The 24,695-nt window shown below is 66.4% G+C and carries 17 protein-coding genes; 13 read left to right on the top strand and 4 right to left on the bottom strand.

What is annotated here, in order from left to right:
- From RT551_RS17500 to RT551_RS17465, 8 genes are all read left to right on the top strand, one after another.
- Positions 1-633: FimV/HubP family polar landmark protein (locus RT551_RS17500; protein ID WP_313460920.1), on the top strand; the 633-nt coding region annotated here is incomplete at its 5' end.
- Positions 634-697: 64 nt separating this feature from the next.
- A complete protein-coding gene (truA, locus tag RT551_RS17495) occupies positions 698-1,471 on the top strand; it encodes a tRNA pseudouridine(38-40) synthase TruA (protein WP_313460918.1) in 774 nt (257 codons plus the stop codon).
- Positions 1,468-2,124 (top strand): phosphoribosylanthranilate isomerase, encoded by a 657-nt coding sequence (locus tag RT551_RS17490; RefSeq protein ID WP_311192046.1) that lies wholly within the window; start codon positions 1,468-1,470, stop codon positions 2,122-2,124. Before truA ends, RT551_RS17490 begins: the two co-directional genes overlap by 4 nt.
- A 176-nt stretch (positions 2,125-2,300) precedes the next feature.
- A complete protein-coding gene (locus RT551_RS17485) occupies positions 2,301-2,981 on the top strand; it encodes an OB-fold-containig protein (protein WP_313460917.1) in 681 nt (226 codons plus the stop codon).
- The gene (locus tag RT551_RS17480; protein WP_313460915.1) at positions 2,978-4,996 is read left to right on the top strand and encodes a hypothetical protein; all 2,019 of its coding nucleotides are present in this window, start codon (positions 2,978-2,980) and stop codon (positions 4,994-4,996) included. The genes RT551_RS17485 and RT551_RS17480 overlap by 4 nt, the downstream gene beginning before the upstream one ends.
- Positions 4,997-5,071: 75 nt before the next feature.
- Positions 5,072-10,456, top strand: a complete 5,385-nt coding sequence (locus RT551_RS17475) for a DNA repair ATPase (protein WP_313460913.1) — start codon at positions 5,072-5,074, stop codon at positions 10,454-10,456.
- Entirely contained in the window at positions 10,453-11,157 is a 705-nt protein-coding gene (locus tag RT551_RS17470) for a hypothetical protein (protein WP_313460911.1), read from the top strand. Before RT551_RS17475 ends, RT551_RS17470 begins: the two co-directional genes overlap by 4 nt.
- Before the next feature lie 41 nt (positions 11,158-11,198).
- Positions 11,199-12,299 (top strand): toxic anion resistance protein, encoded by a 1,101-nt coding sequence (locus RT551_RS17465; protein ID WP_313460909.1) that lies wholly within the window; start codon positions 11,199-11,201, stop codon positions 12,297-12,299.
- A gap of 69 nt (positions 12,300-12,368) precedes the next feature.
- Here the strand turns inward: RT551_RS17465 and RT551_RS17460 are convergent, their stop codons facing one another.
- Positions 12,369-13,256, bottom strand: a complete 888-nt coding sequence (locus RT551_RS17460; protein WP_313460907.1) for a LysR family transcriptional regulator — start codon at positions 13,254-13,256, stop codon at positions 12,369-12,371.
- Between the two features lie 95 nt (positions 13,257-13,351).
- On the opposite strand from RT551_RS17460, the gene trpB reads away from it, so the two are divergent.
- From trpB to glmM, 4 genes are all read left to right on the top strand, one after another.
- Positions 13,352-14,575, top strand: a complete 1,224-nt coding sequence (trpB, locus tag RT551_RS17455; RefSeq protein WP_282296715.1) for a tryptophan synthase subunit beta — start codon at positions 13,352-13,354, stop codon at positions 14,573-14,575.
- Positions 14,576-14,617: 42 nt separating this feature from the next.
- Entirely contained in the window at positions 14,618-15,424 is an 807-nt protein-coding gene (trpA, locus tag RT551_RS17450; protein ID WP_313460905.1) for a tryptophan synthase subunit alpha, read from the top strand.
- 254 nt (positions 15,425-15,678) lie between these two features.
- On the top strand, positions 15,679-16,554 hold the full coding sequence (gene accD / locus RT551_RS17445; RefSeq protein WP_311192037.1) for an acetyl-CoA carboxylase, carboxyltransferase subunit beta: 876 nt from the start codon (positions 15,679-15,681) through the stop codon (positions 16,552-16,554).
- Entirely contained in the window at positions 16,554-17,921 is a 1,368-nt protein-coding gene (gene glmM, locus RT551_RS17440) for a phosphoglucosamine mutase (protein WP_313460902.1), read from the top strand. Before accD ends, glmM begins: the two co-directional genes overlap by 1 nt.
- Before the next feature lie 1,604 nt (positions 17,922-19,525).
- Here the strand turns inward: glmM and RT551_RS17435 are convergent.
- Genes RT551_RS17435 through RT551_RS17425 form a run of 3 tightly spaced genes read right to left on the bottom strand, consistent with a single transcriptional unit; the run spans position 19,526 to position 23,417 of the window.
- Positions 19,526-20,380, bottom strand: coding sequence for a polysaccharide deacetylase family protein (locus RT551_RS17435; protein WP_313460900.1), 855 nt, complete (start codon positions 20,378-20,380; stop codon positions 19,526-19,528).
- On the bottom strand, positions 20,367-21,533 hold the full coding sequence (locus RT551_RS17430) for a glycosyltransferase family 4 protein (RefSeq protein WP_313460898.1): 1,167 nt from the start codon (positions 21,531-21,533) through the stop codon (positions 20,367-20,369). Before RT551_RS17430 ends, RT551_RS17435 begins: the two co-directional genes overlap by 14 nt.
- Before the next feature lie 18 nt (positions 21,534-21,551).
- A complete protein-coding gene (locus RT551_RS17425; protein ID WP_313460896.1) occupies positions 21,552-23,417 on the bottom strand; it encodes a sulfatase-like hydrolase/transferase in 1,866 nt (621 codons plus the stop codon).
- A gap of 201 nt (positions 23,418-23,618) precedes the next feature.
- Between RT551_RS17425 and RT551_RS17420 the strand changes: the two genes are divergently transcribed.
- Positions 23,619-24,554 carry a 2-oxoglutarate and iron-dependent oxygenase domain-containing protein gene (locus tag RT551_RS17420; protein ID WP_125360414.1) on the top strand — a complete coding sequence of 312 codons (936 nt, stop codon included), beginning with the start codon at positions 23,619-23,621 and terminating at the stop codon, positions 24,552-24,554.
- Positions 24,555-24,695: the final 141 nt, after the last annotated feature.

The following is a 24,695-nucleotide window of genomic DNA, read 5'->3' as shown; positions in this document are numbered from 1 at the left end:
GGTTGGGCGCTGGCGCGCCGCCGCAAGCCCTCGCCGCTGCCGCCGCTGCGCCGTGATGGTTTCGACGCTACCGCACTGGCGGCTGCGGTGCCCGCTGCCGGCTACGTCGACGAGCTGGCGGCACAGGAGCGCGCAGACCAGGAGCAGGCCGACCAGGACGCCGAGCTGGCGTACGACTCGGCCGAATACGACAGCACTGCCGATCAGGTGGCTGCTGAAGTGGCGCGTCGCGAGCCGGTGTTCGCGCTGGAACCGCAGCCCGGCCAGGGCGGCACTGCCGCCGATGCAGGCGTGGCGGATCATGATCACGTGGTGGTTCCCGCGCACGCCTGGAATGCGGCGGCGCAGCCGTCCTATCGCGGCGTGTTCGAGTTCCCCGAAGAGCCTGTCGCGCCCGTTGCGCCGGTTGCGGCAGAGGAGCCGGTTGAGCCCGCCGCCGCTGCGGTGGCCAGCGAGCCGGTCGCCGGGGCGGAAACGCTGGGCACCCCGGGGCGCGAGCGGCTGGAGCTGGCCATCGCCTACCTCGACCTGGGGGATGCCGATACCGCCCGTGCATTGCTGCAGGAAGTAGCCGCCGCCGGCGACATCCACAGCCAGATCCAGGCGCGCGAGCTGCTGGCCCGCCTGCCGTGACACACCGGGCGCAAGCCCTGGCCGGCCGCAGGGCCGGCCTTCAACGACGTAATCGAGGTTGACCATGCGCTACGCACTGGGCGTGGAGTACGACGGCAGTGAGTACAAGGGCTGGCAGCAACTGGGGGAAAGCGGCTGCCCCAGCGTGCAGGCCAGCCTGCAGGAGGCGCTGTCCTCGGTGGCGGATGCACCGATCCAGGTGACCTGCGCCGGGCGCACCGACGCCGGCGTGCACGGCGAATGTCAGGTGGTCCATTTCGACACCGACGCCGTGCGTGACCCGCGTGGCTGGACCCTGGGCACCACAACGCGGCTGCCGCGCTCCATCGCGGTGCGCTGGTGTGTGCCGGTGGCCGACGATTTCCATGCCCGTTTCTCTGCCCGGGCGCGGCGCTACCGCTATCGGCTGCTGAACCGGCAGGTGCGTCCGGCCCTGTACCGGCAGACCCTCAGCTGGGAGCGCCGGCCACTGGATGCGGCCCGCATGCACGAGGCGGGGCAGGCGTTGTTGGGCGAAAACGACTTCAGTGCGTTCCGCAGTGTGCAGTGCGAGGCGCTGCATGCCCGGCGCGAGCTGCAGGCGATCAGCGTGACCCGGCAGGGCGAGGTGATCGAGGTCTGCGTTCAGGCCAATGCATTTCTTCATCACATGGTGCGCAATATTGTCGGCTCATTGATTCTGATCGGTTGTGGGGATCAACCGGTGTCATGGATGGCCGAGCTGCTTGCCGGCCAGGACCGCACCGTGGCCGGCCCCACCGCACCGCCTCAGGGTCTTGTGTTTGTTGGCCCGTTGTATCCCGACAACTGGCACCTGCCTGCCGAGGTTACGTTATGAGCCGCTCCTATTACCGCACCCGCATCAAGTTCTGCGGCATGACCCGCGCCGGCGACGTCCGCCTGGCCGGCGAGCTGGGTGTGGACGCCGTGGGCTTCATCTTCGCCCGTGAAAGCAAGCGCCGGGTGGCCCCGGCCGAAGCCCGCGCCATGCGCCAGGCGATTGCACCGATGGTCGACGTGGTCGCCCTGTTCCGGGACAACAGTAAGGAAGAAGTGCGCGAGGTACTGCGCACCGTGCGGCCCACCCTGCTGCAGTTCCATGGTGGCGAAGACGAGGCGTTCTGCCGCAGCTTCAACATGCCTTACCTGAAAGCGGTCGCCATGGGCGGGCGTGAAGAGGTCAACGCCCGCCAGCTGCAGTTGCGTTATCCCAGCGCTGCCGGCTTCCTGTTCGACAGCCATGCGCCGGGCGGTGGTGGCGGTACCGGGGTGACCTTCGACTGGACCCGCCTGCCGACCGGGCTGCATCGTCCGTTCCTGCTGGCCGGCGGCATCACCCCGGACAACGTGTTCGACGCCATCGTTGCCACCCTGCCGTGGGGCGTGGACGTCTCCAGCGGCATCGAGACCGAACCCGGCATCAAGGACGGCTACAAGATGCGCAAGTTCGTCGAAGAAGTCCGCCGCGCCGATTGCCACGAGGCCGATTAGGGGCGCAACACCGTAGAGCCGGGCTTGCCCGGCTGCTCTGCAAGCACAGGGTCAGAAACCCCCTATGTGCGCGACCGCCAATTTCACGTAGCATCGACGAAACAAGGGAACGCCGGAGCGCGTTCCCAGGGACGCCGCAGGGGGAAACCGCGGCACCGATGCAAGGAAGTCGTGAAATGGCCGAATTTCTCAATGTCGCGCTGACATTCCCCACGTTGCCGTACAGCATCGTGCTGGCATTTGCCATGGTCTACTGGCTGCTGGCCGCCTGCGGCGTGGTCGACGACGGCTTCGCCACCGACGGCATCGACCTGGGCGGTGGCGAGGAGGGCCTGCACGGCATCTCCGGCATGTTCTCGCGGCTCGGCCTCGGCGGCGCACCGGTCATGCTGGTGATCGCGCTGCTGGCCTTCTTCGGCTGGACCGGCACCTATCTCACCCATCTGTTCCTGTTGCAGCCGCTGCCGGTGCCGCTGCGCTGGGCCGCCGGCAGCGCCGTGGCACTGCTGGCCCTGGTGCCGGCCGTGCCGCTCACCGCCCTCATCCTGCGGCCCGTGCGTCGCCTGCTGCTGCGTCTGCGCGCCGTGCCACAAACGTCACTGTTGGGCCGCATCGGCGTGATTGCCTCGCCCCACGTCACCGCCAGCACCGGCTACGCCACCGTTGACGATGGCGGTGCCGGGCTGATCCTGCAGGTCCGCCTGCCCGAGGGCCAGACCCTGCCGCGCGGATCACGCGTGGTGCTGATCGATTACGTTGCCGAACACAACCATTACCGGGTCGCTGCCGAAGACAGTCACCCGGCGCTTTCGTTCCAAGACAGCCTGATTGCGGGCGATAAGGAGATCCATCGATGAGTGTTGCTGCCATGGCCCCGTTCCTGATCGGCGTGGGCGTACTGATAGTCCTGCTGCTCGGCCTTGCCGGCCTGTTCAAGGCGTTCTACCGCAAGGTGGACCAGGGCGTCGCGCTGATCGTCAATGACATGAGCTCCCAGCCGAAAGTGCACTTCACCGGTGCGCTGATCATCCCGGTGCTGTACCGCGCCGAGCTGATGCGGATCAGCCTGATCACCCTGCAGGTCGACCGTCGCGGCAAGGAAGGCCTGATCTGCCGCGACAACATGCGCGCTGATATCGCTGTGGCGTTCTACCTGCGCGTCAATGAAACCCAGGCCGATGTGCTGCGCGTGGCCAAGGCCATCGGAGCCGATCGCGCCTCGGACAAGCACGCGGTGGATGATCTGTTCAACGCCAAGTTCTCCGAAGCACTCAAGACCGTCGGCAAGAAGTTCGACTTCACCGAACTGTTCGAAAAGCGTCAGGAGTTCCGCGACGAGATCATCGCGGTGATCGGCAACGACCTCAACGGCTACGCGCTGGAAGACGTCGCCATCGATTACCTGGAGCAGACCCCCAAGCTGCTGCTGGACCAGAACAACATTCTCGATGCCCAGGGCATCCGCAAGATCACCGAGCTGACCGCCGCGCAGAACGTGGTCACCAATGAGCTGGAACAGAACGAAAAGCTGGCCATCACCAAGAAGAACGTCGAGGCGCGTGAAGCACTGCTGGCGCTGGAACGCCAGCAGGCCGAAGCCGAAGCCCGCCAGAAGCGCGAGATCGAAACCATCCAGGCGCGCGAGCAGGCTGAAACCGCCAAGGTGCAGGAAGAACAGCGCCAGCTGGCCGAACATGCCCGCATCGAGGCCCAGGAGCTGATCGACATCCGCGAGCAGAACCGCCTGCGTGAAGTCGAAGTCGCCGAGCAGAACCGCCAGCGCGCCGTCGCCATTGAAGCCGAGCGCGTCGAACGTGCGCGCCAGCTGGAACAGGTCACCACTGAACGCGAAGTGCAGCTGCAGGGCGTGGAGCGCGACAAGGTGGTCGAAGTGGGCAAGATGGACGTGGCCAACATCACCCGCGAACGTGTTGCCATCGACAAGACCGTGGCCCAGGAGGAAGAGCGCATCAAGGAAGTGCGTGAAGTCGCCGAGGCCGACCGCCAGAAGCAGGTGCTGATCCTGGAAGCCGAAGCCAAGGCGCAGGAACTGCTGGTGCGCCAGGTCAAGGAAGCGCAGGCGGCAGAAACCGCGGCCAAGCACCGCGCGGTCGAGATCACCACGCTGGCCCAGGCCGAACACGAAGCCGCCGGCAAGCAGGCCGAAGCCAAGCGCCTGCTGGCCGACGGTACCCGTGCCGAACAGGCCGCACCGGGCCTGGCCGAAGCGCAGGTGCGTGAAGCCTCGGCACTGGCCATCGAGAAGGTCGGCATTGCCGAGGCCCGCGTGATCGAGGCCAAGGCCGAGGCTACCCTGAAGCAGGGCACCAACGACGCCCGCGTGCTGGCCGAAACCCTGCAGGCCCAGGCCCAGGGTGAGGAGCAGATGGGCCGTGCCCGTGCCACCGCGACCGAGTCGGTCGGCGGTGCCGAGGCCGGTGTGGTGCAGAAGAAGCTGCTGGCCGAAGCCGAAGGCCTGGTGCGCAAGTTCGAAGCCATCGCCTCGCTCAGCGACAGCGCCCGCGGCCACGAAGAGTTCCGCATGATGCTCGACAACAGCCTCAAGCAGGCCTTGGCGTCGATCGAAGCGGGTAAGGAAGTCTCGCGCGAGAACGCCGGCGTCATCGCCAGTGCGCTGCGCAATGCGGATATCGACCTGGTCGGTGGCGACGGTGGCATGTTCGAGAACCTGATCAAGGCGGTCTCGCTGGGCAAGTCGATTGAAGGACTGGCCGGCAAGAGCCCGATCGTGCAGGACCTGATGCAGCGTTACCTGGGCGTCACCGCCCGCGAAGACGCGCCGCGTCAGATCGCCGACGAGCACACGGCCGTGACCGACACCGTGTCGGCCACCGTGGTCGACGCCCGCTGAGCGGGGCAAGGCCCCGCTCTACATGTTCACCGGCCGGTACCTCCGGCCGGTGGTCCGTGACCCGGAAGGAAGCCGATGTCTGATTCCGCCCCCCGTCCCGACGCTCCGTCGACGGAAGCCACCTCCACTGTCGATCAGGCGGTCGCCCAGGGCGGTGCCTATGAAGTGCTGCGCCGCCGCCTGGGCGAGCAGGGCACGCGCCTGCGCGGGCTGGCCGACGCGCTCAACCGCCAGCGTCTGACCGAGTTCGGCGACAGCCGGCTGGAGGTCATCGGCCGTTTCCGGATCCGCAGCGAGAACAACTGCGTCGGCCGCGACATCGTGCAGGTGGGGCCGGACCTGCTGCTGTTCGGCTACAACGTCTACCTGGGCCTGAAGACCCAGACCCGGGTCGAGGACGTGTTCGGGCTGTACCGGCTGGTGCAGTCGGGCGAGGGCTACGACGTGGTGCCGGTGGATGCCAAGGGCAGCTTCCTGGCCCAGGCCGGCTTCGTGCACGACTTCGGCGAGCTGTACGCCTACTACAAGCATGCGCGCCTGCTGCAGCTGATCAAGGTCGGCGACAAGCTGCTGGCCTCGTTCCAGATCGGCGAACGCAGCAGCGACGTGCGCGTGTTCCGCTGGGCGGTGTCCCGCGAGGGTGAACTGACCTACCTGGATGCGCGTGGCGAGCGTGACATCGCGCTGCCGCCGCCGTTCGACTTTGAGTGGACCCGTGCCACCCGTGACATGGCGGTCAGTGGTCGCCATTCGCACCTGAACATTCTGGACACCCTGTTCGTCGAGACCACCGGTGGCGACCTCACCATCAAGGTCGAGAACAATACCGAAAGCGGGCAGGGCATCTACAGCGAGCCGGTCGACGACAGCACCCAGTCGCTGGACGACGCCCAGTTCGATTTCGTGCGGGTGGGCTCGCTGGTGCTGCTCAAAGTGCTGCCGTACCGCGAAACCATCTGGCGTGGGTTGATCTACAACACGCTCACTGGTGCGATCGTGCGCAACGACGCGATCGTGCAGGCCTGCGTGCAGCTGCCGGAAGACCACGGCATCATTTTCCCGGGCGGCTACTACCTGCAGAGCGGCGAGCACAAGGCGTTTGACGCCTCGATGCAGGGCATGCAGTTCAAGCGCGCAATCGGCTCGCCCAACGGCGAGGACGTGCTGTACATCTTCTACGAGCGTGAAGGCGGGCGTTCAGCGCTGTTTGTCTACAATACCATCCAGCGTGTGCTGCAGAACCCGGTGTTCGGCCACGGCTACGCCTTCATGCATGACGGGCGCATGGTGCTGTTCCATGCCGAGGGCACCGAGCCGACCCGCATCCACCCGATGCAGGTCTGGCAGACCCCGTTCAGCAGCGACGAGTTTGCCGCCAGCCGGCCGCCGGGCAACACGTTCATGGGCCGTATCGGCAATGCCGAGCTGGTCCGCGGTATTTCCAACCTGTTCGACCTCGCCCGCACCATCGAGGGCCAGGACGTCTCGGTGCAGCGCTACCAGCGCCTGGTGCAGGACACCCGGCGCATGTTCGACGCCCACCACTGGCTCGACGACGCAAGTTGTGACGGCGCGGCGGGGCTGCTGCGTGAGATCAGTGCCACCGGCGAGTCGGTGCTGGACGAATACGAGAAGGTCCAGAGCATCCGCCAGCAGTCCGCACAGGCCATGGCCCAGGCACAGTCCAGCCAGAAGGTCCTGCTGGGCCGGCTGCAGCCGGAGAACTGGACCGACGTGCAGGCGTTCGTGGAAGCGCTCAACGCGATCTCCACCCAGCGCGGCCACCTGCTGACCATTCGCGACTATCGGTACATCGACACCGACGTGATCGATGCGATGACCACCGCCTTGCAGGAGGCGCACGACCGGATCGGCGCCGCCACCGGCCAGTTCCTTGCCGACGAGCGCGCGCTGGCTCCGCTGGGCGAGCGCCTGCAGGTGCTGGATGAAGCCGCCCAGCAGGCGGAAAGTGCGCGCGTGCTGGATGAGCAGCTGGCCGGCATGCGTGGCATGGCCGCCGACCTGGACATGCTGTCTGCGCTGATGGCCGGGCTGAAGGTGGACGATGCCACCGCGCGTACGCGCGTGGTGGAAGCCATTTCGGCCGTATACGCAAAGCTCAACCAGAGCCGGGTGCGTGCCGAACAACGCCGCCGCACGCTCGGGTCCGCCGAGGCGGTGGCCCAGTTCGCAGCCCAGTTCGCGCTGTTCTCCCAGTCCATCACCAGTGCGCTGGGAATGGCCACCGATCCGGAGCGCGCCGACGAGCAGATGTCGCGCCTGCTGGTGCAGCTGGAAGAACTGGAAAGCCAGTTTGGCGAGCACGAGCAGTTCCTGGGCGACATCCTGGCCAAGCGCGAAGAGCTCATCGAAGCCTTTGAAACGCACAAGCAGGCGCTGCTGGACGAGCGCCAGCGCAAGGCGCGCTCGGTGCTCGACGCCGCCACCCGCATCCTCGACGGCCTGACCAAACGCACCGAGCGCTTTGCCAGCGCCGACGAACTCAACGCCTTCTTCGCCGGTGACCCGCTGGTGCTCAAGCTGCGCGAACTGGCCGAGCGGCTACGCGAGCTGCGTGACAGCGTCAAGGCTGATGATGTCGAAGCGCGCCTGAAAGGCGTGCGCGACCAGGCCGTGCGTGCACTGCGTGACCGCAGCGACCTGTTCGAGGCCGGGGGCAATGTAGTGCGCCTGGGCCCGCGTCATCGCTTCAGCGTCAACACCCAGGCGCTGGACCTGACCCTGCTGCCACGCGGCGACGAGCTGGCCATCCACCTGACCGGCACCGACTTCCTGGAAGCGCTGCACGACCCGGAACTGGCCGAGCTGAAGGCCTACTGGCAGCTGGGCCTGGATTCGGAATCCGCGCAGTTGTACCGGGCCGAATACCTCGCTGGCAGCCTGCTGCTGGCCGCGATGGAAGGTCGCGACGGCATGGACCTTCCAGCGTTGCAGCACGCCGCTGCCGAACCGGATGCGCTGGAGAAGATCGTCCGCGACTTCGCCGCGCCGCGTTACCGTGAAGGCTATGAGCGCGGCATCCACGACCACGATGCCAGCCTGATCCTGCACGCGCTGCTGCCGCTGCAACAGGCCGCCGGCACGCTGCAGCACGCACCGCGTGCACGTGCGCTGGCCCTGCTGTTCTGGGCCGCGCAGCAGAGGCGCGAGGACGTGGCGCAGTGGTCCACGCGCCAGGCCGGTGCCGATGCCATCGCCCGCCTGTTCGGTTCCAGCGAGGGCCAGCAGGCGCTGCTGGCGGAGATGACCGCCGCATTGGATGCCTTCGTGCAGGAGCGGCAGCTGCCTTTCCTGCCGGCCGATGCGCAGGCGGCGGCCGCCTATCTGGCCGCTGAGCTGAGTGCAGGCGAGCCGGTGTTCAGCACCAGCCGCTACGCGCAGGCACTGCTGGACGCGTTGACCCAGCACCTGCAGTCGGCTGGCCAGCGCGAAGCCTTCGACCGCACCCTGCAGCGCGAGCAGGACGGCCTCGCTGCGCGCTGGACACTGGCCGGTCAGTGGCTGCGTGCGCTGTGCCAGCTGCCGGCCCATGCCGCGCACGCCGGCTACGCCGATGAAGCGGCCGCGTTGCTGCTGGTGTCGCGCGCCCTGCGCACGCGTCCCAGCGAGGTCGCGTTGCAGGTGCAGGTGCAGGGGCTGCTGGGAGAACACGCGCGCATCCAGCAGGGTCACCTCACGCTGTCGCTGGATGACTTCCTGGCCCGCCTGCGTACCCACCTGAAGCAGTTCGTACCGGCGTTCCATGCCTACCAGGGCGTGCGCCAGCGCATCATCGTGCGCGAGCGCGACGCCTTGCGCCTGTCAGAGTTCAAGGCCCGCCCGCTTTCTTCGTTCGTGCGCAACAAGCTGATCAACGATGTCTATCTGGGCGTGATCGGTGACAACCTGGCCAAGCAGATGGGCACGGTCGGCGAGAACAAGCGCAGCGACCTGATGGGCCTGCTGATGATGATCTCGCCGCCCGGCTACGGCAAAACCACGCTGATGGAATACGTGGCGCACCGGCTGGGCCTGGTCTTCATGAAGATCAACGGGCCGGCGCTGGGCCATGAGGTGCGCTCGCTGGACCCAGCGCAGGCTCCGGATGCCACCTCGCGGCAGGAGCTGGAAAAGCTCAACCTGGCGCTGGAGATGGGCAACAACACCATGCTGTATGTCGATGACATCCAGCACACCCATCCCGAATTCCTGCAGAAGTTCATCTCGCTCTGCGACGGCACCCGCCGTATCGAGGGCGTGTGGCGTGGGCGAACCCGCACCTATGACATGCGCGGCAAGAAGTTCTGCGTGGTGATGGCCGGCAATCCGTACACCGAGTCCGGTGAGGTGTTCAAGATTCCGGACATGCTCGCCAACCGTGCCGACATCTACAACCTGGGTGATGTGCTGGGCGGCATGGAAGAGGCCTTCACCCTGAGCTACATCGAAAACAGTCTCACCTCGAACGCCGTGCTGGCCCCGTTGGCCACCCGCGACATGGCCGACCTGTACCTGCTGGTCGACCGCGCGATGGGCAAGGAGGTCTCCACCAATGCGCTCAGCCATGCCTATAGTGGTGCGGAGGTCAACGAGATCGTCGCCACCCTGCAGCGCATGCTGCGCGTGCGTGACGTCGTTTACCGGGTCAACCAGCAGTACATCGCCAGTGCCGCGCAGGACGACCGTTACCGCACCGAGCCGCCGTTCCGGCTGCAGGGCAGCTACCGCAACATGAACAAGCTGGCTGAGAAGATCTCGCCGGTGATGAACGAGGCCGAGCTGCAGCAGCTGATCTCCGACCACTACCTCGGTGAAGCGCAGCTGCTCACCACCGGTGCGGAAGAAAACCTGCTCAAGCTGGGCGAGCTGCGCGGCGTGCTAAGAGACGAAGAGCAGCAGCGCTGGGCGCAGATCAAGCGTGATTTCCTGCGCAACAAGGCGATGGGCGCGGGCGACGCCGATGTCGGCGGGCGTGTGGTGGCGCAGCTTGCCGATATCGCCAGTGCCCTGCAAAGCAGTGCTGATGCCGCACCGCTGAGCGCAGCAGACCCCGCACCGTGGCCCGCCTTGCTGGCGGCGTTGGAGCGCCTGGTTCCGGCTCCGGTGCCATCGCTGACTGCGGCGGAGCTCGCCGCTGTCGAGACCGGTGCGCCGCAACCCCCACCGTTGCCGGCCGCCGAGCCGATTGCGCAGGGACTGCAGGAAGGCCTGGCCCCGTTGCTGCAACTGCTCGGCCAGGCCAATGCCCAGCAGGCCCGCACCGGCGAGACGCTGGCGCTGCTGGCCGGCTGGGTGCGCGAACAGATGGAGCGCGGCCCGATGGCACAGCCGCGCCCACGCGCGCGCCGTGCCAGCACGCCGCAGGAGCGCGCGCTGGATGAAGCCCTGATGCGTCACTTCTACGGTGAATCGACCCTGCCGCCGCAGTGGACCGGCGCTGCGGATGATGCGCCGGCATGATCCGAGGCTGGCCCGTGCCGGTGCCTGTGGCGGCCGACGCGCTCGGCCTGTCACGCTATGGCGCTTCGTTGCTCGATGCGCTGGGGCAGGGGACGCCGCCGCCGGTCGGGCATGACCCGGCCGCCGCACGCCTGCTCGCGGTACTGACCCAGCTGGGCGCGGTGGTGCAGTCCGCCAACCCCACTGCTGCGCGCCGTCGTGTCAGCTGGTGGGGACGTCTGCTTGGTCGCGATGTAGAGCAGGAGCTGGACGCGCACGACAGCCAGTCGCGTCTGGGGGTACTGTTGGTGCAGGCCGATGCAGCCGCACAGGGCATCCGTGCGCAACTCGCGCAGCAAGCTGCGGCACAGGAGCGCGCTGCAGATGCTGCGATGACCCTGGAGGCCTGGGTCGACGCCGGGCACCTGCAGATGGCGGCGCTGGCTCCGCCCCTGCAGGACGTGCTGGCGCAGCGGCTCGACCACCTGCGTCGGCTGGCTGCACTGCAGCAGGTCGAGGCCGGGCAGTGGCAGCTGCTGCGCGAACAGAACGCGGCATTGTTGGCCCGCAGCCAGCGCATCACCGAAACCCTGCTGCCGGCGTGGCGGCAGACCCTGCTGGCCCGTCGTGTTGACGACCAGCAGCAGCGTGACCAGCAGGCGGCACAGCTGCTGGCCCAGATCCGTGCCGAAGTCGCTTCGGCGCAGGCTAGACTGGATTGACCCATGCATTTCATTGCCATCCCCTTCAAGGAGACTTCGCCATGACCCAGGACACGCCGCACAGCTCGGCCCTTGCCGTGGCCGCGCCCACGGTGGATGACGCCACCTTGAAGGCACTGGGCCTGGCCCAGGACGACCTGCCGCGCATCGCCGAGATCGGCCGCAGCCTGGAAGACATCCGCCCGGGCAACCTGCAGGTGTTCGGGCGCGACGCAGCGGCCAAAACCGCGGCGTTCTCCAGCCAACTGCTGGATCAGGTGCGCAACCGTGACCTGGATGCCAGCGGCGAGAAACTGGGCGAAGTGGTGCGCATCGCGCGCACGTTGAATCTGGACGGTCTCACCCAGCGTTCGAAGGTGCCGGTGATCGGCGGCCTGATCGACAAGCTGCGCGCGTCCAAGGGCGAACTCGTGCAGAAGTTCAGCGACACCAACCGGCAGATCGAACAGCTGCTCGGCGACGTCGGCAGCCAGCAGGCGCTGATGGCGCAGCGGGTCGGCGAGTTCGACCGCATGCACGAAATCGTGCGCGAAGAGCGCCACGCGTTGGGCCTGCATATCGCCGCCGGCAAGCAGCGTCTGGCCGAGCTGCGCAGCGAGCAGCAGGCGGCGTTGGGCAACGACGACCCGCAGGTGCGCATCCGCCAGGGCGAACTGGACAATGCCATCCGTCTGCTCGACAAGCGCGTCGGCGACCTGGTGGTGATGCAGCACGCAGCGGACCAGTCGCTGCCGATGATCCGCCTGATCCAGGCCAACGCGATCCAGCTGATCGAGAAGTTCAACACGGTTCGCGACATTACCATCCCGTCGTGGAAGCGCCAGTTCGCCATCCAGCTCAGCCTGAGCGAGCAGAAGAGCGCGGTGGAGCTGTCCAATGCGATCGATGACGCGACCAACGACCTGATGCGCCGCAATGCCGACCTGATGCGCCAGACCTCGGTGGAAACCGCCAAGGCCAACCAGCGCGCCGTGATCGACGTGGCCACGCTGCGCCACGCCCACGACCAGCTGATCGCCACGGTCGAAGAGGTACGCACCATCCACCGCGAAGGCATGCAGCAGCGCCAACAGGCCGAAGTCGAACTCGCGCGCCTGCGCGAAGAGGTGCAGGCCAGGCTGGCCGCGCCAACCGCAGGGTGATCGTCGTAGGGACACGCCATGCGTGTCCGCGCGGCACCGGGCATGGTCGATGACACGCATGGCGTGTCACTACCCCAACTGGGCACTCAACCACTCCGCCAACACCTCTACCCGCCCATCAACCACACCCTCCGGCGCAGCCAACACCCAGAACCCTCCGGTCGCCCCAAACCCCCACGGGGCCAGCAACCTCCCAGCCGCCAACTCATCCGCCACCAGCGGCTCCGGCGCAATCGCCACCCCCAGCCCGGCCACCGCCGCCTCCAGCAGGTAATACAGGTGGTCAAACCCGGTGCCCATCACCAGCTGCGCCGGCTCCAACGCATGCGACAACGCCCAGTCCGGCCACGCCTGCGGGCGCGACGTCGTATGCAGCAACGGCTCACCCAGCAGCACCGAAGGCGGATGCCCACGCAGCCGCGCCGCCGCAGGATGCTGCGGACTGACCACCACGCCCACCCGTTCCGGTGCCAGCTCGCGCACCCGCCACCCCGGTGGCCACGGCGCATGCGCCAGCAGCAACACCGCATCCAGACTCTGCTGATCCGCCGTGAAGCTGCCATCCTGCGCCGACCAGTGCAGTGGCAGCTGTGGCAGATCGGCCTGCAGCTGCTGCAGGCGCGGAATCATCCAGCGCGCCAGGATGCTGCCGCTGCAGCCCAGCACCAGCGCTTCAGGCCGCTGCCGGCGCTGCAACCCGCTCACCGCCTCGCGGATCTGCCCGAATGCCCCGGCGCAGGCGGCCTGCAGGGTTTCCCCGGCGGCGGTCAGGCGCAACCCACGCCCTGCGCGCTCGAACAGCGCAAACCCCAGGTGGTCCTCCAGCAGCCGCAGCTGCCGGCTGATCGCGCCGTGGGTCACATGCAGCTCCTGCGCGGCCCGGCCGACACCGCCCAGCCGCGCAGTGGCTTCAAAACTGCGCAGGGCGTTGAGCGAGGGCAGGGGGGTGTCACTCATGTGAGTTTTCCTGACGAATCACGCCAGATAATATCGATATTCCGGTCAGGATACGTGCGTTAGAGTGAAGGCCTGTCTCTACCGGCTGTCGCGTCATGTCCGCATCCCCAACGCCTGTCACCGATTTCCACGCCTACCCGGACGCCAACGGCCATTTCGGCCGCTACGGCGGCAGCTTCGTCGCTGAAACCCTGATCGGCCCGCTGCAGGAACTGGCCGCCGCCTACGACCAGGCGCGCCAGGACCCCAGCTTCATCGCTGCCTACGACAAGGACCTGACCCACTACGTGGGCCGGCCCAGCCCGATCTACCACGCCGAGCGGCTCAGCCAGCAGGTCGGCGGCGCGCAGATCCTGCTCAAGCGCGAAGACCTGAACCACACCGGCGCGCACAAGATCAACAACACCATCGGCCAGGCCCTCCTGGCCGCGCGGATGGGCAAGAAGCGCATCATTGCCGAGACCGGTGCTGGCCAGCACGGTGTTGCCAGCGCCACCGTCGCCGCGCGGCTGGGCCTGGAATGCGTGGTCTACATGGGGGCCACCGACATCGAACGGCAGAAGATCAACGTCTACCGCATGAAGCTGCTCGGTGCGACGGTGGTGCCGGTGACCTCCGGCTCGGCCACGCTGAAGGATGCGCTCAATGAAGCGATGCGCGACTGGGTCACCAACGTGCGCGACACCTTCTACATCATCGGCACCGTGGCCGGCCCGGACCCGTATCCGCGCATGGTGCGCGACTTCAACGCCATCGTCGGCCGCGAAGCACGCGCCCAGATGCTCACCGACTACGGTCGTCTGCCGGACGCGATCACCGCCTGTGTCGGCGGTGGCAGCAACGCCATCGGCCTGTTCCATGCCTTCCTCAACGACCGCGACGTGCGCATTGTCGGCGCTGAAGCGGCTGGCGACGGTATCGAAACCGGTCGTCATGCTGCGTCCATCGCCGCGGGCCGCCCGGGCGTGCTGCATGGCAACCGCACCTATGTGATCTGCGACGACGACGGCCAGATCATCGAAACCCATTCGGTATCCGCGGGCCTGGATTACCCGGGTGTGGGCCCGGAGCATGCGTTCCTGGCCGATACCGGGCGCGCCCAGTATGTCGGTGTGACCGACGAGGAAGCACTGGCCGCGTTCCACCAGTTGGCGCACAGCGAAGGCATCCTTGCCGCGTTGGAGTCCAGCCACGCGGTGGCGCAGGCGATCAAGCTGGCGCGCGAACTGCCCAAAGACAAGCTGGTGCTGTGCAACCTGTCCGGCCGTGGCGACAAGGACGTGCACACCATCGCCGCCCGCGAAGGCCTGGTGCTGTGACCGCCCGCCACGCAATTGAACTGACTCTGGAACGCGCCTGACATGTCCGTTGACCGTATTGATGCCTGTTTCGCCCGCCTGCGCGCAAATGGCCGCAAGGCGCTGATTCCCTTCGTCACTGCCGGTGATCCCGGTCTGGACGCCACGGTGCCGGTGATGCATGCGCTGGCCGCGGCCGGTGCCGATGTGATCGAGCTCGGCGTGCCGTTCTCCGACCCGATGGCCGACGGCCCCACCATCCAGCGCAGCTCCGAGCGTGCGTTGGCGCGGGGGGCGGGTCTGACCTATGTGCTGGATGCCGTGCGCGAGTTCCGCCGTGATGACGCGACCACGCCGGTGGTATTGATGGGTTACCTGAATCCGATCGAGATCCGCGGCACCGAACGTTTCGCGCAGGACGCGATCAGCGCCGGGGTCGATGGCGTGCTGCTGGTGGATCTGCCGCCGGAAGAGGCGGAAGAAACCCTGGCGATCTTTGAGCAGTCCGGTCTGGCCTTGATCCTGCTCGCGTCGCCGACGACGGCCGATGCGCGGTTGGACAAGCTGGCTGCGATGGCGCGCGGGTATCTGTACTACGTGAGCTTTGCCGGCGTGACCGGTGCCTCGGACCGGCTCGACAGTGATGCCGCCAGTGCGCGTCTGCGTACCCTGCGCGGCCGCTCGTCGGTGCCTGTGGTGGCTGGTTTCGGGATCAAGGATGCGGCCAGTGCGGCGGCGATGGCCAAGGAAGCCGATGGAGTAGTGGTCGGCAGCGCGCTGGTGGCGGCGCTGGCGGAGGCGGATGGTTCAGATGCCGCAGCTGCGGTGGCCAAGGCGTTTCTCACCCCGCTGCGCCAAGCGCTCGATTGAACGCCCCGTAGAGCCACGCCCTGCGTGGCTTCGACCATATCCGGCACCCCGATGACACGCATGGTGTCACTACGCACGGGTCTGGCACCGCGAAGCCACGCAGGGCGTGGCTCTACGGGCGTCCATACCATCCGGATCGAACCATTTCACACCCCCTCCACACGCCCCCGTAGGGATCCCGGCTCAACGGCGGGTGAGCTAGACTGTCCGCCTTTGCGGCCTTCGGGCCGCCCTGAATGGACGTATCAACAAGCATGAGTTGGCTGACCAAACTGATGCCGTCGGGCATCCGCACCGACAATGTTCCCAGCAAGAAGCGCAGTGTCCCCGAGGGCCTGTGGGAAAAGTGCAGCAACTGCAACAGCGCGCTGTACGGCCCCGAGCTGGAAGAAAACCTGGAAGTCTGCCCGAAGTGCGGCCACCACATGGCGATCCGCGCCCGCGCGCGCCTGGCCTCGCTGTTCGACGCTGACAGCACCACGGAAATCGCCGCCCGCCTGGGGCCGACCGACCTTCTGAAGTTCAAGGACCAGAAGAAGTACGGTGAGCGCATCAAGGCGTCGCAGAAGAACACCGGCGAATATGACGCACTGATCGCCATGCAGGGCCTGCTCAAGGGCCGCCCGCTGGTCGCTTCGGCGTTCGATTTCGCCTTCATGGGCGGTTCGATGGGTTCGGTGGTCGGCGAGCGCTTTGCGCTGGCCGCTGAGAAGGCGCTGGAAATCGGCGCGCCCTACGTGTGCTTCTCCGCCAGCGGCGGCGCGCGCATGCAGGAAGGCCTGTTCTCGCTGATGCAGATGGCCAAGACCTCCGCTGCGCTGGGTCGCCTGCGCGACGCCGGCCTGCCGTACATCTCGGTGCTGACCCATCCGACCACCGGTGGCGTGTCGGCCTCGTTCGCGATGCTGGGTGACATCAACATCGCCGAGCCGCAGGCGCTGATCGGCTTTGCCGGTCCGCGCGTGATCGAGCAGACCGTGCGTGAAAAGCTGCCGGAAGGCTTCCAGCGTTCCGAGTTCCTGCTGGAACACGGTGCCATCGACCAGATCTGCGACCGCCGCGAAATGCGTGATCGTCTGGCCGACCTGCTGGCCATGCTGGGCCGTCAGTCGCCGGCGGACGCTGCCTGATGGGTGCGCGCAAGTATTTCGGCACCGACGGCATCCGCGGCCGGGTCGGCGAGGGCGTCATTTCCGCTGATTTCGTGCTGCGCCTGGGCAACGCGCTGGGTCGTGTGCTGACCGAGCGTAACGGTCACCGTCCGGGCCATCGCCCGGTGGTGGTGATCGGCAAGGACACGCGCATTTCCGGTTACATGTTTGAAGCGGCGCTGGAAGCCGGTCTGGTGGCTGCAGGTGCCGACGTGCAGCTGCTGGGCCCGATGCCGACGCCCGCCGTGGCGTTCCTGACCCGCACCCTGGGTGCGGACGCAGGTATTGTGATCAGCGCGTCGCACAACCCGCACTACGACAACGGCATCAAGTTCTTCTCGGCCGATGGCGAAAAGCTGGACGATGCGACCGAGCTGGCGCTGGAAGCGGCGCTGGACAGCGAGTTCACCACGGCCGAATCGGACCGGTTGGGCAAGGCGGCGCGCGCACGTGATGCGGTGGGCCGTTACATCGAGTTCTGCAAGGCCAGCGTGCCGCGTGCGTTCGACCTGCGTGGCCTGAAGATCGTGCTCGACTGCGCGCACGGTGCCACGTACCACATTGCGCCGCTGCTGTTCCGCGAGCTGGGTGCAGAAGTTACTGCTATTGGTGCCGAACCCAACGGCGTGAACATCAACGACGGCGTGGGGTCGATGCACATCGACAACCTGGCGGCGAAGGTGCGCGAAGTGGGTGCGGACCTGGGCATTGCGTTCGACGGCGACGGCGACCGTGTGCTGATGGCCGACGACCAGGGCAACCCGGTGGACGGCGACGATCTGCTGTACGTGCTGGCCGCTTCCTGGCAGCGCAACGGCCGTCTGCGCGGCCCGGTGGTGGGCACGCTGATGACCAACTTCGGCCTGGAACAGGCGCTGGAGCGCCTGGGTCTGCCGTTTGTGCGCAGCAACGTGGGCGACCGCTATGTGCATCAGGCACTGGTGGAAGGCGGCGGTGTGCTCGGCGGTGAAGCCTCTGGCCATCTGCTGTGCCTGGACCGCGCGACCACGGGCGATGCCATTGTCAGTGCGCTGCAGGTACTGGAAGTGCTGCGCCGTGAGGGCAAGACCCTGCGCGCTGCATTGGCGGACGTCACCAAGGTTCCGCAGAAGACGGTCAACGTGCGTCTGGCCGGCGTGTCGGCCAAGGCGATCGTGCAGTCCGAAGGCGTGCAGTCGGCCCTGGCCAACGCGCAGCAGGCGGTCAAAGGCCGCGGCCGCGCCTTCCTGCGCCCGTCCGGCACCGAGCCGGTGGTCCGCGTCACCGTCGAAGCCGACAGCGCCGAGCTGATGCAGGCCACGCTGGACAGCCTCTCCGGCGCAGTAAAAGCCGCCGCTGCCGCGTGATCTGATCGAGCGACCTACGTAGAGCCGGGCTTGCCCGGCTGCTGCTGGATTCATGCGAACAACCCTCGGTTCACGGCATCCCTGGTTTGGCGGGTCGGGGTGGGTTTGCGGGACACGCCGTAAACCCTTCCATGGGGGCTCGTCAAAAACATCCATGTTTTTGACGGTCCCGCAAACCCACCCCGACCCACCTTCGATGGGTTATCGGTGGCCATGGAAAATCAAAACCAACTCATCGCTCATCCGGCTCTTGACCTGCCCGGGCCTTGACCTGCTTTGGTGGGATCGGTCGAAAGACGATCGCCGTGAAATCTGCAACGCCCGGTAACGCATGACCCCGGATCGAATCCGCGCCTGACCTGCCAACACCGCTCACGAACGTACGGCCTTCAAACACCGCGCTGGGAACCATCCGCGCCATCTGCCGGCACCTTCGGCGCTTCATCCACACACCGCTGCATATAGCCCCGGATCATCTCGGCCGGATATTGGCCTCTACGTCGCGCCAACTTCTTGAACTGTCGCCGCAGACTCTGTTCCACCTTCACTCGTACCCACGCTGGCCTTTTCATTGGCAGGCCTCCTGCTGTGTAAAGCGGAGACAACTTAGACGGGTACCCGTGATGGGGCAGGGGATGTTGGGTAGTACAACTTCGGGCATGTCCGCCCATTGTTGATGCATGGCAAACCTCTCCTGGGTTTACCTCCTCGCCGGGATGGCGAGGAGGTCGGGAGGTTAGCAACCGTGATAGATCTCCAAGGAGAACGGCGTGGCGGATTCCCTCCGAAGAGGTGTTGTATTAGCCACACTCCCGACGCAGGACCAAGGCCCGACGAAGGACATCAATTGGAGATCTATCTGGAGTTGCTACGCTCCGTTGGGATAAGCCTGCATCTAACGAACACCAATGAGTGATTGATGCTGTCTATCGATTTTTGCGATTTCAGTGCATATGCGCAATTCGCGCGTCGCAATCGACACATGACACCGGGGACATGACGGGTCAAGCGCGGTTTTGGCGTATGTGGCACGGAAGTGTTGATGTTGAGAAGCGTGACTGATGTTGCAGTTTTCAGGATCGAGCGAGAAGGCAGAGATGTCGTGATTGGTCCGTGTGGCATTCGGCATCACGAAGTGCGACTTCGATTCTGGTTCATGCGTTAAAGAATGATGGTGCGTTCACGGCGATCGTCTGTCGACCGATCCCACCAAAGCAGGGGCAGCGCGCGGGTGGTTCACGCCAGCGGCAGAACAAGCAATTGATGGGTTTTGATTTCCCGTGGCCACCGATGGCCTGTCCTGGCGGGTCGGGGTGGGCTGGAGGGGGCATGAGCGGCATGGATGCCGCGACTGAGCCTACAAGGACGTACTTGCGGCGTCCCCCGGAACGCCCATCCCGAGCCGCCAAGCCAAGGGAGCCGTGAACCGAGGGCTGTTCGCACGAATCCAACAGCAGCCGGGCAAGCCCGGCTCTACGTAGATTGTGCAATTGCAGTCAAAATGCGGCGTCGAAGAGATTGTGCAATTGCAGTCAAAATGCGGCGCCGAACTGATTGTGCAATTGCAGTCATAGTGCGGTGCGGAAGACGCCGTGCAATCGCAATCAGGGCCCGGGTGCCATCTTCTTCTGGCGCGCCTTGAACCGGTTGAACACCGGGGCGATCAGCGGGTGGTAGCTCCAGGCGATGCGCTTGCGGAGCCAGCTGGCCGGGCGGTTGCGGATCGCGAAGCGGTAGATGTGTTCCGGGTTGCCGCCGACCACGTTGCGACCGAAGGGGTGCGTGGTATGCAGGTAGCGGAAGCCCTGCTCGCGCGCGATCGGCAGGTAGTCCTCGTCGAAGTCGCCGTAGGGCCAGCACAGCGTGTCGGAGACTTCGCCCAGCTTCTCCTGCAGCACCTCACGTGCGCGCGACAGGTCGCCGCGGATGCCCGCGCGCTTCTCGTCGCGGCTGATGTCCTGCTTCATCCAGCGCGTGTGCGTGTGCGTGTGGCAATGCACCTCGAACGTGCCCTCGGCAATCATTGCCTGCGCCTCGCTCCAGCGCATCATCACATCGTCGTGGCGGTTCTCGCGCAGGATCGCCGCCTCGCAGCCGCGATGGTCCGGGGTTGCCGGCAGCACCGCACCCGGCTCGCCTGCGTGCGGGCGGACCGGGCCTTCGCCCATCCAGCCCGTCACCACGAACACCACCGCGTGCATGTTGTACTTCTTCAGAATCGGGTGTGCGTACACCCAGTTGTCCAGATAGCCATCGTCGAAGGTGATCACGATCGACTTGCGCGGTACCGGCTTGCCCGCCAGGAAGTCCGCGTACTGATCCAGCGTCAGCGACGTCCAGCCATTACGTGCCAGCCAGGCAATCTGGCTTTCGAAGTTCTCCGGCGACACCGTGATCATCCCCGGCGAAGGCGACACATGGTGGTGCATCAGCACCGGTACCGTTCTAGCGTTTGCCATGTCCCAGCTCCTTCAGCCACTGGTGATAATAGTGCTCGGTAGCCTCGGTGTGACCCGTCGGGGTGAAGCGGTGCGCGCTGCGCATCCAGTCCCAGCCGGCGCGGCCCATCTGCTGGCGTCGCGCCGGGTCTTCCACCAGCGCCTGCAATGCCGCCGTCAGCGCCCGCTCATCGCCCAAGGGGGCCAGCAGCGCATTGCTGCCTTCCACCACCATTTCCGGCACGCCGCCCACGCGCGTGGCGACAATCGGCACGCCCACATAAGCCGCTTCCAGGAACACCGTGCCCGCCGCTTCCTTGTGCGTGGCCAGCGCGAAGATGTCAAAACCGGTCATCAGCCGGCACGCGCCCATGCGATAGCCGAGCAGGTGCACCTGCGACTCGATGCCCAGCTCGGCGCGCAACGCCTTGAGCCGGTTCATCATCGGGTCGCCGTCGCCCACCACCACCAGCTGCAGTTGCGGGTGCTGCCGGCACAGCGGGGCAATGGCACGCAGCAGGTCGATATGGCCTTTCGGTTCGCGCAGCACGGCCACGCAACCCACCACCACCTGGTCATCGTTGAAGCCCAGCTCGCGACGCACCTCCGCGCGTGTCCGCTGCAGACACTGCCACGCATCATCGCCTTCGTTCTCGGTCCACTGCATCGGCACCGCAATCGGCGGCACGATGCCAACATGTGCGTCACACACGCCGCGCTGCACCAGCAACTGCTTCACGAAGCTGCTCACCGTCAGCACCCGATGCGGCAGACCGGTATAGGTCAGCAGCGAGTTGACCGGGCTCATCAGGTGGCGCGAACGCACCACCAGCGGCGCATGCGCCAATCGCGCACCGGTGGCGGCAATCAAGGCGTCGCGGCGGCTGGTGGTGTTGACCACGTCGTAGCGCTGGCGCTGCACCAGCCGCGACACCGACCATACACCGCGCACCAGGCGCAGCAGCCCGCCCATCTTCAGCGAATGCACGGTGAAGCCGGCATCGCGCGCCATATCGCCCAGGCGTGAGCCCGGCTGGCACAGCAGCGACACGTCGTGGCCGCGCTCGCGCATCGCCAGCATGTGGCGGTAGATGTAGATCTCCTGGCCGCCAAATCCCTTGGCGGCTTCGGTGTGCAGAATCTTCAAGGGTCTGCGGTGGAGGGGCGTGTTCATCGATGAACGTTCCAGGCGTCAATGCTTGCGGAAATGCGTCAATGCATCCCACGCGGTTTTCACCGCGGCGGGGTCAGGTTGCTGGTCGGGCAGGGGCAGGTAATGGCGATCCAGTGCGGTCGCGTTCCCGAACTTGTCGAACACGTAGGTGTTATCGCCATCGCGGATACCACGCTGCGACCAGCTCTCCACCAGCACCGGACGGTTGGGGCGCTGTTCCTCGAACAGGTCGTGCCCGGTGCTGAAGTCCGCCAGTGCGTTCTCGCAGCCCAGGCCATGGCGCATCAGCGTGGGCACCCAGTCCTCATGGCTGCTGGTGGTGGCATGGACCTGCGCGTCGCGGCCGGGCCAGTGCAGCACGAACGGCACCTGCATCTGATAATCGGAGAAGTTGCCGTTGTGGCCCCAATAGTTCAGCCCCAGGTCGTTGAACTCCTCGGCGTGGTCACCGGTGACCAGCACGATGGTGTTGTCGGCCTGGCCGCTGTCGCGCAGGGTCTGCAGCAGCTGCCCGACCAGACTGTCGGCGTAGTGCACGGCGGTGCGGTACCGGTTCAGCTCGGGCGCGGGGTCGTGATCCTTGTCCAGCGCCAGGAAATTGATTTCCTTCGCCATCGGCGTGGCCAGCGGCGGATAGTCCGCCGGCAGGTGATACGGGGCGTGGGTGCTGTCCAGGAACACGAAGCCGAACCAGGGGGAGTTCGTGGGCTTCAGCATATCGCCCTGCATCGCTTCGACAATGTGACGGTCGCGTGCGGCGACCGGCAGCTCCGACGGGGCCATATGCAGCTGGTCGCGGACCTGTGCGAATACGGTGCGGTCGAATTCAGGGCTGTACAGCGGGGCGCTGCCATACAGGTGCAGGTTGTAGCCCTGCTGGCCCAGCACCTGGAACAGCAGCGAACCCCGCTGTTCACTCAGCATGCTCTGCCAGTAGCCACCGGGCAGGCCATACAGCAGGCCGAACAGCCCGTAACGGGTGGCGTTGCCGCTGCTGTAATGGCGGTCGAAGGTTTCCGAGCGCTGCGCCAGCGCCCAGGTATTGGGCATGGTGGTGGCATCCAGCGCGTCGTGGCGCAGCGACTCCAGCACCACCACCAGCACGTTGGGGCGGGTGTGGCTCTGGCAGCGCAGCGGCTGCAGCGGGTATTCCAGCTGGCTCATGCGCGGGTCGGGCAGGTTCGCCTGCGGCGCGCTGCGCACGCCCAGCTTGTGCATGTGGCGCTTGGCGGTGATCGGCTGGGCCCAGGGCAGGTAGGCCCACTGGCTGGTGACCGCGCGTTCGCCGAGCGCATCGTAATAGGCGGTGGCGACCTGACCGGTCAGCATCAGCGCGGCACCGGCGGCCCAGGCCAGCAGCACCGGCCGGCGGCGCTGACGGCCCAGCAGCAGCCTCCAGCAGGCCCAGGCGAAGAGGGCTTCGGCAGCCGCCACGGCCAGCAGCACGCCGCCCACCTGCACCCAGGTCTGCCAGGACAGCGCGACCTGGTCCTGCAGGGCACCGCCGAACACCATGTTCAGCACCATGGCATTGAGGTGGAACCGGTACAGCTCGAACACCTTGGCGTCCACCAGCAGCAGACACAGCCAAAGACCCTGCAACGCCACGGCGCTGATCAGCAGGGGGCGGGGCGAGCGCGGCCAGTAGCCGATGGCCAGCGGCAGCAGTGAGACCAGTGCGCCGAAGAACAGGAAATGGCCGGGCAGGGCGATGGCGAGGTATGCCAGCCCCAGAGTGCCGCCAGGGTTGTCCTGCAGCGGCGTGTTGCCGAGCACGATGGCGATGGCCACGCAGGCGTTGAGCGCGGTGAACAGGGTCAGCCAGCCCAGGCGCTGCCAGCGATGGCTGCGGGGCAGGGGAACGGCGGAAAGCGAATCGTCCATGTAGCGGGTAGCGCGCAAAGAGGGAAGTTGGAGACGTGGCGGCGGCGGCGTCCGTGGCCGCCCGGCCTGTGTTGCGGCAGGGCGGCGCGCATTGTATCGGTTTGTATCAATGTATCGGCGGCGATTACCGTCCGATCTGGCACAATATTCAGCCGGGCCACAGCTGCGGCCCCGTCCCCAACCGATATCCCAGGAACCGCTGTGAGCCAGATCCCGACCCTCGACATCACCCGTTTCGACAGTGACCGTGACGCTTTCGTCGCGGAACTGGGCGCGGCCTACCGTGAATGGGGGTTCGCGGGCATCCGCAACCATGGCATCCCGCAGGCGGACATCGACGCGGCCTACGACGTGTTCAAGGCGTTCTTCGCGCTGCCGGAAGAGACCAAGCTGAAGTACCACGTGCCGGGCACGGGCGGTGCACGCGGCTACACCCCGTTCGGGGTGGAAACGGCGAAAGGCTCCAAGCACTTCGACCTGAAGGAGTTCTGGCACATCGGCCGTGAGATCCCGGACGACTCCAAGTACCGCGACGTGATGGCCCCGAACCTGTGGCCGACCGAAGTGCCGGGCTTCCGCGAGCGTGGCTATGGCCTGTACCAGGCGCTGGACAACCTGGGTTCGCGGGTGCTTTCGGCGCTGGCGCTGCACATTGGCCTGCCGATCGACTTCTTCGCCGACAAGACCAACAACGGCAATTCGATCCTGCGTCCGATCCACTACCCGCCGATCACCGCCGACGACATCCCGAACGTGCGTGCCGGCGCGCACGGCGACATCAACTTCATCACCCTGCTGGTGGGCGCAAGCGCGGCCGGCCTGGAAGTGCAGTCGCACGACGGCAAGTGGGTGCCGTTCACCTCGGACGCCGACACCATCGTGGTCAACATCGGCGACATGCTGCAGCGGCTGACCAACCACGTGTACCCGTCGACCATCCACCGCGTGGTCAACCCCCCGGGCGAGCAGGCCCGCCAGCCGCGCTACTCGGTGCCGTTCTTCCTGCACCCGAACCCGGATTTCCTGATCGACGTGCTGCCGACCTGCATCACCCCGGACAACCCCAGCCGCTACCCCGAAGCCATCACCGCCCATGGCTTCCTGGAAGAGCGTCTGCGCGAGATCAAGCTGAAGTAACCCGTAGAGCCGGGCTTGCCCGGCTGCTGTTGGTTTCTGGCGAACAGCCGGTGGTTCATCGGTTCCCGTGTTTGGGCGTGCCAGGGTGGGTTTGCGGGACACGCCGTAAACCCGTCCATGGGGGCTCGTCAAAAACATCCA

It is taken from the genome of Stenotrophomonas sp., assembly GCF_032103445.1.
GTDB lineage: Bacteria > Pseudomonadota > Gammaproteobacteria > Xanthomonadales > Xanthomonadaceae > Stenotrophomonas.
This window is presented reverse-complemented; position numbering and strand designations above follow the sequence as displayed.